This window comes from Sulfurimonas aquatica (assembly GCF_017357825.1).
In the GTDB taxonomy this organism is placed as follows: domain Bacteria; phylum Campylobacterota; class Campylobacteria; order Campylobacterales; family Sulfurimonadaceae; genus Sulfurimonas; species Sulfurimonas aquatica.
Genome location: NZ_CP046072.1, coordinates 636,000 through 648,784 on the forward strand (window position 1 = coordinate 636,000; position 12,785 = coordinate 648,784).

At 38.8% G+C, this 12,785-nt stretch carries 1 protein-coding gene; it reads left to right on the plus strand.

Features of this window, described 5'->3' with window-relative positions; all coding sequences use genetic code 11:
• The first annotated feature begins 2 nt into the window (after positions 1–2).
• Positions 3–12,779: an Ig-like domain-containing protein gene (locus GJV85_RS03100; RefSeq protein ID WP_207562412.1), complete on the plus strand. Its 12,777-nt coding sequence runs from the start codon at positions 3–5 to the stop codon at positions 12,777–12,779.
• Positions 12,780–12,785 lie beyond the last annotated feature (6 nt).

The following is a 12,785-nucleotide window of genomic DNA, read 5'->3' on the forward strand; positions in this document are numbered from 1 at the left end:
TTATGAAAGCATCAATAGGAAAAGTAACAGAACTAGAAGGTACATTTTTCGCTCAAGACAAATCTGGAGAGATTTTTAAGCTAAAAGTTGGTGACAGCATTACTGAAGGTATGTTAGTTTATGGAGCAAGTGATAATAGCTCATCTGCATCTTTAAAAATATCTATGCAAAATGTTGAAGAGCCAATTGTTTTGAGTGGTTTAGATAAGCAACTTTTTGATCTATCTATAATAGAAGATGCTGGATTAGAAGAGGCTGTTTCCCCTGACAGCGTTAACCTAGCACTTGATGAAAGCATATATGCTGATAGTGATAACCCAGATGCTAAAGTTGGTGAGGATACAGAAGAAGATGAAACAGCAGCGGGTGAAGACCAAGCAGCAGTAGGTCACTCTTTTTCTGATACATTTGCAGACAGAGATGCGGCAGAAGTTGATATTAATAGTGATCTGCGTGGAGCTGAATTTCCTCAAGAAGAGTTAATTACTCGGACAGATGGTGAAAGAATTCAAACTAGAAATAGTATCTCTCTGTCTGGAACTGCACTAGTAGAAGAGGGTGAAATAAGTAGTTATACTTTAGAACTACAAAAAGCTCCAACAGTAGATATGGTTGTTACTATCAATATATCTGACATTACAACAAATGGGGATATTTTAAACACTTCTATTGAGGTGATAATTCCTGCTGGAAGTTCAACTATTTCATTTGCAATAAATAATCTAGATGACATGATAAAAGAAAATTCTGAAGATTATAGAGTAACTATAGTTGGAACAACTAATGGTGGCTTTGACTCAATAAGTATCGAAAACCCTGAAGTTATTACTACTATTATAGATGAGATAACGCCATCTGAAGAAGATACAACAAGACTCACTCTTTCGGACATATCTGTTAGTGAAGGAAGCTCTAACGCTACTATTGAGGCATCTTTAAATCATGCCCCAGTAGAATCTCCATTAGTAATCGCTTTAGACAATGGAGCAACTATCACATTCGAAGTCGGTCAGAGAGTGGCAACTTCAACTCCATTTGCAATCCAAGGTGATGATGTTTACATAGACGGTGAAGTAATTACTTTAGCTGCAACAGTTACATCTGGTGGAGCTGAGTTTGAAAACCTAGTAACTACTGATACAGCGACGGTTACAGTTGTAGATACTATAGATACAACAACTCTAAGCCTAAGCGGAGCAACAACAGCAAATGAGGGAGATACTCCTATATACACGGTAAGTGTAGACAACGCACCATTAGAAGATATGACTGTAGACATTACTTACAGCTATACAAGTGCATCAACAGGGGATATAGTTACAAACACTAATCAAGTAACAATTTTAAAAGATACAAACTCAGTTGACTTCAACTTAGATATTGTAGATGACAATATTGCTGAAAACGCAGAAACATTTGATGTTACTATTTCAAATCCATCTCAAGGTAGTTTTGAGAATGTAGTTATAGGTAATAGTACAGTTACTACAACTATATTAGGTAACGACACTCCTTCTATCTCTATCAACGATGTAATCGTAAACGAAGATGATGGAACTATGACATTTACAGTTACACTAAGTAACCCAAGTAATTTACCAGTAAGTGTAGATTATGCAAGTGTAGATGGAACAGCAACGGCAGGATTAGACTATACAGCAACAAGTGGTAGCCTTACTTTTAACCCAGGTGTTCTTACTCAAACTATCACAGTAACAGTAAACGATGACTTTATTAATGAAGGAAGCGAGACCTTAGATATGGTTCTAAGTAACCCTTCAAACGCAACTATCTCAGATAATACAGGTCTAGGTATCATTACAGATGAACCAACACCATCAACTGCCGATACTATCTCTGTAACTCTTAGTGGAGATACAGCAGTAACTGAAGGTGGGACTGCATCGTATACGGTAACGCTGAGTGAAAATGCAATCACTCCAATGGATGTAGTAGTAACTACAGGGCATGTTACAACAGAAAATGGCGACCTGATTCCAGCAACTATAACAGTAACTATCCCAGCAAACTCAAACTCTGTAAACTTTACAGTGGATAACATTGATGACTCTTATGCTGAAGGTGATGAGACGTACAAGGTAGAACTCTCTGGTATAACAACAGGTGGAGGGTTTGAAGCGGTAAATGTAGATACAACACCAGTAAATACAGTTATCTCTGATAACACGACTCCAGGAACGGAAAGTGATACTGATGTAGTAAAGGTTACACTAAGTGGAGCTGAAACAGTAGCTGAAGGTGCAGATGCAACTTATACTATTACTTTAGATGAGCCTACAGCAACACCTATGCAAGTAGAAGTACAAACAGGACATGTTACAACTGATGATGGTGATTTAGTTCCAACTACTATGATGGTGGATATCCCAGCCAACACTTCAAGTGTTAACTTCACAGTATCTAATAACCAAGATGCCATTGCTGAGGGTAATGAAGATTACACAGTAGCACTCACAGGAGTAACAACAGGTGGAGGGTTTGAGACTACAAATGTAAATACTAATCCAGTAACAACTACTATTACAGACGATGACGTACTCTCAATCAGTATAAATAATGTAACAGTAAATGAAGATGCAGGAACTATGACATTTATAGTCTCTCTTAGTAAAGTTTCAGCTACAGATACTACATTTGATTATGCATCAGCAGACAGTGCAAGCGCATTAGCGGGCAGTGACTATACAGCAGTGACTGGCTCAGGAATTATCACAGCAGGAGCTACAACAACTACAATTACGGTTCCTGTAATAGATGACTATATAGCTGAGAACCCTGAGACATTCTTAATGAACTTAAGTAATGTAACGCCAGGTGTAGTTGTAGCTGATGGACAAGGTGTAGGTACAATCACGGATGAGCCAACTGCAGATGCAGCTGATACTGTTACTCTTAATATTGCGGGAACTACAGATGTAAATGAAGGAGATGGTGCAACATATACAGTCACTACTGATAAAGCGGTAATAACTGATATGAGCGTAGACGTAACGTACTCTTTTACTTCAGCGGAATCTGGAGATATTATTACAAACACAACAACGGTAACTATCCCAGCAGGATCAACTGCAGCACCAACATTTAGTGTTGCAACGGTAGATGACGTATATGCAGAGGGTGATGAAGTTTATAACGTAACTATCTCTAACCCACAAGGCGGTGGCGTTGAGAAAGTAGTGATAGGTACGGCTACAGTGGCAACAACTATCCATGATGACGCAACTCCGGGAACTGAAACAACTACCGATACGGCTTTAGTCTCTATCACAGGCGCGTCTGACGTAAATGAAGGAGACTCTTCAGTTTATACTGTAGCAGTAGACAGCCCAACTACTTCACCATTAAACGTAGATATAACTTACTCTTTCACTTCGGCGCAGAGCGGTGATATAGCAACAAACACCGTGTCCGTTACAATCCCAGCAAACAGCTCATCAGTTGATTTCAGCATAGCAACTATAGATGACGTATATGCTGAAGGGGATGAAGTTTATAACGTAACTATCTCTAACCCAGTAGGCGGCGGATTTGAGAACGTAGCAGTAGATGCAACAGCAGATACCGTAGCAACAACTATCCATGACAATACAACTCCAGGAACTGAGAGTGATGACGAAGTAGTAAACGTAGTGCTAAGTGGAGTAACTACAGTTATCGAAGGCGGATCTGCAACTTATACTATCACGTTAGATGAGCCAACGGCTACAGCTATGGATGTTGAAGTACAGACTGGACACTCTACAACAGATGACGGTGACCTAGTACCAACAACAATGACAGTGACAATTGCAGCAGGAGATAGTTCAGTAAACTTCAATGTTCTAAATACGAATGATAGTATCACAGAAGGTAATGAAGATTACACAGTAACTCTTACAGGAACAACAACTGGTGGAGGGTTTGAGACTACAAACGTAAATACAACGCCAGTAACTACGACAATCATAGATGATGAAGGTAAACCAAGTTTAACTATTAACGACGTAACTGTTGATGAAGATGCAGGCAGTATGACATTTACAGTGACTCTTAGCAATCCAACGACCGAGAATGTAACATTCGATTACGCCTCTGCAGATGATAGTGCATTAGATGGAGCTGACTATACTGCAGTGTCTGGTCTAGGTACTATCACAGCAGGAACTACAACAACAACTATAACAGTGCCAATAACGGATGATTACATCAGTGAAGCAAATGAGACTTTCACTATGAATCTTTCGAATGCAAGTTTAAACGCGGTAATAGCGGATGCACAAGGTATAGGAACAATCACAGATGAAGCAGTTCCAACTAATCCAGAGGATACTTTAACTCTAACTCTAAGTGGAGACGCAAACGTTGAAGAATCAGGAGCAGCTACATATACAGTAACAGCAGATAAAGCACCATCAACTGACTTAACGGTTAGCATCATAACGGGTCATACAACTACGGAAGATGGAGATTATGTAGCACTAAGTACTACGGTAACTATCCCAGCTAATCAAATGTCAGTTGATTTCACGGTACAAACAAATGATGACGCATATGCCGAAGGAGCGGAAGATTACACTGTAACTATGTCTAACCCAATAGGTGGCGGCGTTGAAGCAGTAGCTCTTGGAAATACGGAAGTAACAACGACGATTACTGATGAAGTTTCACCAGCGAGTGAAGATACGGCAACAGTAAGCATTTCAGGCTCAAGTACAGTGGTAGAAGGGAATACAGCTACATATACAGTTTCTGTAGATAAAACGCCAATTACAGATTTAAACGTAGACATAACAACAGGGCATATCACAACTCAAGATGGTGATTATGTAGCAGTTACTAAAACAGTAACAATCGTAGCAGGAACAACTTCAGCGACATTTACAGTAGATACAACAGATGATGCACTCGCTGAGACAACGGAAGATTTCAAAGCTTCTATCACAGGTGTAAATGGTGGAGGGTTTGAGAATACTATAATCGGAGTAGCGAGTGTTACTACGGCTATTACGGATGAGACTAATGATGCTGATAAAGATATTGGAGCTGAACTCTCTATTTCAGGAGCCACTTCGACAAATGAAGGTGAATCAGTAATCTATACAGTAACAGCTACAGCCCCAGTTGTAGAAGCTATGGATGTAGAACTTACAATTACAGAAATTACAACGAATGGAGATATTCAAGCTAAAGTTGTAACGGTAACGATTCCCGTTGGAGAAACTACAGCTACTTATACGGTAGAAAATGTAGATGATACAATTAAAGAAATTCCAGAAGATTATAAAATAGCAATTAGCAATAACTCAAATGGTGGATTTGAAGTAGTAACTTTAGGAATTTCTGAAATTATTACAACTATTAATGATAATGATATCACAGCTTCAATCACACTAGATACTGAAATCACTGCTGATGATGTTATCAACGCAGCTGAATCTGGTCAAAACATTGCAATCACTGGTGTAGTTGGTGGAGATGTTCAAGTTGGAGATACAGTTACACTTGTAATAAATAATGTTACTTCAACTGGTCTAGTGACAGATAATGGAACAAACTTAGTATTTAGTATCGATGTAGCTGGTTCAGACTTAGCAGCAGATGGAGATAGAACAATTGACGCTTCAGTAACAACTACAGATGCAGCTGGAAATACAGCAACTGCAACTGATACTGAAGATTACACAGTAGATACAGCAATCACAGCTTCAATCACACTAGATACTGAAATCACTGCTGATGATGTTATCAACGCAGCTGAATCTGGTCAAAACATTGCAATCACTGGTGTAGTTGGTGGAGATGTTCAAGTTGGAGATACAGTTACACTTGTAATAAATAATGTTACTTCAACTGGTCTAGTGACAGATAATGGAACAAACTTAGTATTTAGTATCGATGTAGCTGGTTCAGACTTAGCAGCAGATGGAGATAGAACAATTGACGCTTCAGTAACAACTACAGATGCAGCTGGAAATACAGCAACTGCAACTGATACTGAAGATTACACAGTAGATACAGCAATCACAGCTTCAATCACACTAGATACTGAAATCACTGCTGATGATGTTATCAACGCAGCTGAATCTGGTCAAAACATTGCAATCACTGGTGTAGTTGGTGGAGATGTTCAAGTTGGAGATACAGTTACACTTGTAATAAATAATGTTACTTCAACTGGTCTAGTGACAGATAATGGAACAAACTTAGTATTTAGTATCGATGTAGCTGGTTCAGACTTAGCAGCAGATGGAGATAGAACAATTGACGCTTCAGTAACAACTACAGATGCAGCTGGAAATACAGCAACTGCAACTGATACTGAAGATTACACAGTAGATACAGCAATCACAGCTTCAATCACACTAGATACTGAAATCACTGCTGATGATGTTATCAACGCAGCTGAATCTGGTCAAAACATTGCAATCACTGGTGTAGTTGGTGGAGATGTTCAAGTTGGAGATACAGTTACACTTGTAATAAATAATGTTACTTCAACTGGTCTAGTGACAGATAATGGAACAAACTTAGTATTTAGTATCGATGTAGCTGGTTCAGACTTAGCAGCAGATGGAGATAGAACAATTGACGCTTCAGTAACAACTACAGATGCAGCTGGAAATACAGCAACTGCAACTGATACTGAAGATTACACAGTAGATACAGCAATCACAGCTTCAATCACACTAGATACTGAAATCACTGCTGATGATGTTATCAACGCAGCTGAATCTGGTCAAAACATTGCAATCACTGGTGTAGTTGGTGGAGATGTTCAAGTTGGAGATACAGTTACACTTGTAATAAATAATGTTACTTCAACTGGTCTAGTGACAGATAATGGAACAAACTTAGTATTTAGTATCGATGTAGCTGGTTCAGACTTAGCAGCAGATGGAGATAGAACAATTGACGCTTCAGTAACAACTACAGATGCAGCTGGAAATACAGCAACTGCAACTGATACTGAAGATTACACAGTAGATACAGCAATCACAGCTTCAATCACACTAGATACTGAAATCACTGCTGATGATGTTATCAACGCAGCTGAATCTGGTCAAAACATTGCAATCACTGGTGTAGTTGGTGGAGATGTTCAAGTTGGAGATACAGTTACACTTGTAATAAATAATGTTACTTCAACTGGTCTAGTGACAGATAATGGAACAAACTTAGTATTTAGTATCGATGTAGCTGGTTCAGACTTAGCAGCAGATGGAGATAGAACAATTGACGCTTCAGTAACAACTACAGATGCAGCTGGAAATACAGCAACTGCAACTGATACTGAAGATTACACAGTAGATACAGCAATCACAGCTTCAATCACACTAGATACTGAAATCACTGCTGATGATGTTATCAACGCAGCTGAATCTGGTCAAAACATTGCAATCACTGGTGTAGTTGGTGGAGATGTTCAAGTTGGAGATACAGTTACACTTGTAATAAATAATGTTACTTCAACTGGTCTAGTGACAGATAATGGAACAAACTTAGTATTTAGTATCGATGTAGCTGGTTCAGACTTAGCAGCAGATGGAGATAGAACAATTGACGCTTCAGTAACAACTACAGATGCAGCTGGAAATACAGCAACTGCAACTGATACTGAAGATTACACAGTAGATACAGCAATCACAGCTTCAATCACACTAGATACTGAAATCACTGCTGATGATGTTATCAACGCAGCTGAATCTGGTCAAAACATTGCAATCACTGGTGTAGTTGGTGGAGATGTTCAAGTTGGAGATACAGTTACACTTGTAATAAATAATGTTACTTCAACTGGTCTAGTGACAGATAATGGAACAAACTTAGTATTTAGTATCGATGTAGCTGGTTCAGACTTAGCAGCAGATGGAGATAGAACAATTGACGCTTCAGTAACAACTACAGATGCAGCTGGAAATACAGCAACTGCAACTGATACTGAAGATTACACAGTAGATACAGCAATCACAGCTTCAATCACACTAGATACTGAAATCACTGCTGATGATGTTATCAACGCAGCTGAATCTGGTCAAAACATTGCAATCACTGGTGTAGTTGGTGGAGATGTTCAAGTTGGAGATACAGTTACACTTGTAATAAATAATGTTACTTCAACTGGTCTAGTGACAGATAATGGAACAAACTTAGTATTTAGTATCGATGTAGCTGGTTCAGACTTAGCAGCAGATGGAGATAGAACAATTGACGCTTCAGTAACAACTACAGATGCAGCTGGAAATACAGCAACTGCAACTGATACTGAAGATTACACAGTAGATACAGCAATCACAGCTTCAATCACACTAGATACTGAAATCACTGCTGATGATGTTATCAACGCAGCTGAATCTGGTCAAAACATTGCAATCACTGGTGTAGTTGGTGGAGATGTTCAAGTTGGAGATACAGTTACACTTGTAATAAATAATGTTACTTCAACTGGTCTAGTGACAGATAATGGAACAAACTTAGTATTTAGTATCGATGTAGCTGGTTCAGACTTAGCAGCAGATGGAGATAGAACAATTGACGCTTCAGTAACAACTACAGATGCAGCTGGAAATACAGCAACTGCAACTGATACTGAAGATTACACAGTAGATACAGCAATCACAGCTTCAATCACACTAGATACTGAAATCACTGCTGATGATGTTATCAACGCAGCTGAATCTGGTCAAAACATTGCAATCACTGGTGTAGTTGGTGGAGATGTTCAAGTTGGAGATACAGTTACACTTGTAATAAATAATGTTACTTCAACTGGTCTAGTGACAGATAATGGAACAAACTTAGTATTTAGTATCGATGTAGCTGGTTCAGACTTAGCAGCAGATGGAGATAGAACAATTGACGCTTCAGTAACAACTACAGATGCAGCTGGAAATACAGCAACTGCAACTGATACTGAAGATTACACAGTAGATACAGCAATCACAGCTTCAATCACACTAGATACTGAAATCACTGCTGATGATGTTATCAACGCAGCTGAATCTGGTCAAAACATTGCAATCACTGGTGTAGTTGGTGGAGATGTTCAAGTTGGAGATACAGTTACACTTGTAATAAATAATGTTACTTCAACTGGTCTAGTGACAGATAATGGAACAAACTTAGTATTTAGTATCGATGTAGCTGGTTCAGACTTAGCAGCAGATGGAGATAGAACAATTGACGCTTCAGTAACAACTACAGATGCAGCTGGAAATACAGCAACTGCAACTGATACTGAAGATTACACAGTAGATACAGCAATCACAGCTTCAATCACACTAGATACTGAAATCACTGCTGATGATGTTATCAACGCAGCTGAATCTGGTCAAAACATTGCAATCACTGGTGTAGTTGGTGGAGATGTTCAAGTTGGAGATACAGTTACACTTGTAATAAATAATGTTACTTCAACTGGTCTAGTGACAGATAATGGAACAAACTTAGTATTTAGTATCGATGTAGCTGGTTCAGACTTAGCAGCAGATGGAGATAGAACAATTGACGCTTCAGTAACAACTACAGATGCAGCTGGAAATACAGCAACTGCAACTGATACTGAAGATTACACAGTAGATACAGCAATCACAGCTTCAATCACACTAGATACTGAAATCACTGCTGATGATGTTATCAACGCAGCTGAATCTGGTCAAAACATTGCAATCACTGGTGTAGTTGGTGGAGATGTTCAAGTTGGAGATACAGTTACACTTGTAATAAATAATGTTACTTCAACTGGTCTAGTGACAGATAATGGAACAAACTTAGTATTTAGTATCGATGTAGCTGGTTCAGACTTAGCAGCAGATGGAGATAGAACAATTGACGCTTCAGTAACAACTACAGATGCAGCTGGAAATACAGCAACTGCAACTGATACTGAAGATTACACAGTAGATACAGCAATCACAGCTTCAATCACACTAGATACTGAAATCACTGCTGATGATGTTATCAACGCAGCTGAATCTGGTCAAAACATTGCAATCACTGGTGTAGTTGGTGGAGATGTTCAAGTTGGAGATACAGTTACACTTGTAATAAATAATGTTACTTCAACTGGTCTAGTGACAGATAATGGAACAAACTTAGTATTTAGTATCGATGTAGCTGGTTCAGACTTAGCAGCAGATGGAGATAGAACAATTGACGCTTCAGTAACAACTACAGATGCAGCTGGAAATACAGCAACTGCAACTGATACTGAAGATTACACAGTAGATACAGCAATCACAGCTTCAATCACACTAGATACTGAAATCACTGCTGATGATGTTATCAACGCAGCTGAATCTGGTCAAAACATTGCAATCACTGGTGTAGTTGGTGGAGATGTTCAAGTTGGAGATACAGTTACACTTGTAATAAATAATGTTACTTCAACTGGTCTAGTGACAGATAATGGAACAAACTTAGTATTTAGTATCGATGTAGCTGGTTCAGACTTAGCAGCAGATGGAGATAGAACAATTGACGCTTCAGTAACAACTACAGATGCAGCTGGAAATACAGCAACTGCAACTGATACTGAAGATTACACAGTAGATACAGCAATCACAGCTTCAATCACACTAGATACTGAAATCACTGCTGATGATGTTATCAACGCAGCTGAATCTGGTCAAAACATTGCAATCACTGGTGTAGTTGGTGGAGATGTTCAAGTTGGAGATACAGTTACACTTGTAATAAATAATGTTACTTCAACTGGTCTAGTGACAGATAATGGAACAAACTTAGTATTTAGTATCGATGTAGCTGGTTCAGACTTAGCAGCAGATGGAGATAGAACAATTGACGCTTCAGTAACAACTACAGATGCAGCTGGAAATACAGCAACTGCAACTGATACTGAAGATTACACAGTAGATACAGCAATCACAGCTTCAATCACACTAGATACTGAAATCACTGCTGATGATGTTATCAACGCAGCTGAATCTGGTCAAAACATTGCAATCACTGGTGTAGTTGGTGGAGATGTTCAAGTTGGAGATACAGTTACACTTGTAATAAATAATGTTACTTCAACTGGTCTAGTGACAGATAATGGAACAAACTTAGTATTTAGTATCGATGTAGCTGGTTCAGACTTAGCAGCAGATGGAGATAGAACAATTGACGCTTCAGTAACAACTACAGATGCAGCTGGAAATACAGCAACTGCAACTGATACTGAAGATTACACAGTAGATACAGCAATCACAGCTTCAATCACACTAGATACTGAAATCACTGCTGATGATGTTATCAACGCAGCTGAATCTGGTCAAAACATTGCAATCACTGGTGTAGTTGGTGGAGATGTTCAAGTTGGAGATACAGTTACACTTGTAATAAATAATGTTACTTCAACTGGTCTAGTGACAGATAATGGAACAAACTTAGTATTTAGTATCGATGTAGCTGGTTCAGACTTAGCAGCAGATGGAGATAGAACAATTGACGCTTCAGTAACAACTACAGATGCAGCTGGAAATACAGCAACTGCAACTGATACTGAAGATTACACAGTAGATACAGCAATCACAGCTTCAATCACACTAGATACTGAAATCACTGCTGATGATGTTATCAACGCAGCTGAATCTGGTCAAAACATTGCAATCACTGGTGTAGTTGGTGGAGATGTTCAAGTTGGAGATACAGTTACACTTGTAATAAATAATGTTACTTCAACTGGTCTAGTGACAGATAATGGAACAAACTTAGTATTTAGTATCGATGTAGCTGGTTCAGACTTAGCAGCAGATGGAGATAGAACAATTGACGCTTCAGTAACAACTACAGATGCAGCTGGAAATACAGCAACTGCAACTGATACTGAAGATTACACAGTAGATACAGCAATCACAGCTTCAATCACACTAGATACTGAAATCACTGCTGATGATGTTATCAACGCAGCTGAATCTGGTCAAAACATTGCAATCACTGGTGTAGTTGGTGGAGATGTTCAAGTTGGAGATACAGTTACACTTGTAATAAATAATGTTACTTCAACTGGTCTAGTGACAGATAATGGAACAAACTTAGTATTTAGTATCGATGTAGCTGGTTCAGACTTAGCAGCAGATGGAGATAGAACAATTGACGCTTCAGTAACAACTACAGATGCAGCTGGAAATACAGCAACTGCAACTGATACTGAAGATTACACAGTAGATACAGCAATCACAGCTTCAATCACACTAGATACTGAAATCACTGCTGATGATGTTATCAACGCAGCTGAATCTGGTCAAAACATTGCAATCACTGGTGTAGTTGGTGGAGATGTTCAAGTTGGAGATACAGTTACACTTGTAATAAATAATGTTACTTCAACTGGTCTAGTGACAGATAATGGAACAAACTTAGTATTTAGTATCGATGTAGCTGGTTCAGACTTAGCAGCAGATGGAGATAGAACAATTGACGCTTCAGTAACAACTACAGATGCAGCTGGAAATACAGCAACTGCAACTGATACTGAAGATTACACAGTAGATACAGCAATCACAGCTTCAATCACACTAGATACTGAAATCACTGCTGATGATGTTATCAACGCAGCTGAATCTGGTCAAAACATTGCAATCACTGGTGTAGTTGGTGGAGATGTTCAAGTTGGAGATACAGTTACACTTGTAATAAATAATGTTACTTCAACTGGTCTAGTGACAGATAATGGAACAAACTTAGTATTTAGTATCGATGTAGCTGGTTCAGACTTAGCAGCAGATGGAGATAGAACAATTGACGCTTCAGTACAACATTGCAATGCACTGGTGTAGTTGGTG

What these genes read in the sequence shown, in the direction of transcription:
- GJV85_RS03100 (WP_207562412.1), top strand. Translation starts at nt 3, where the DNA reads ATGAAAGCATCAATAGGAAAAGTAACAGAACTAGAAGGTACATTTTTC.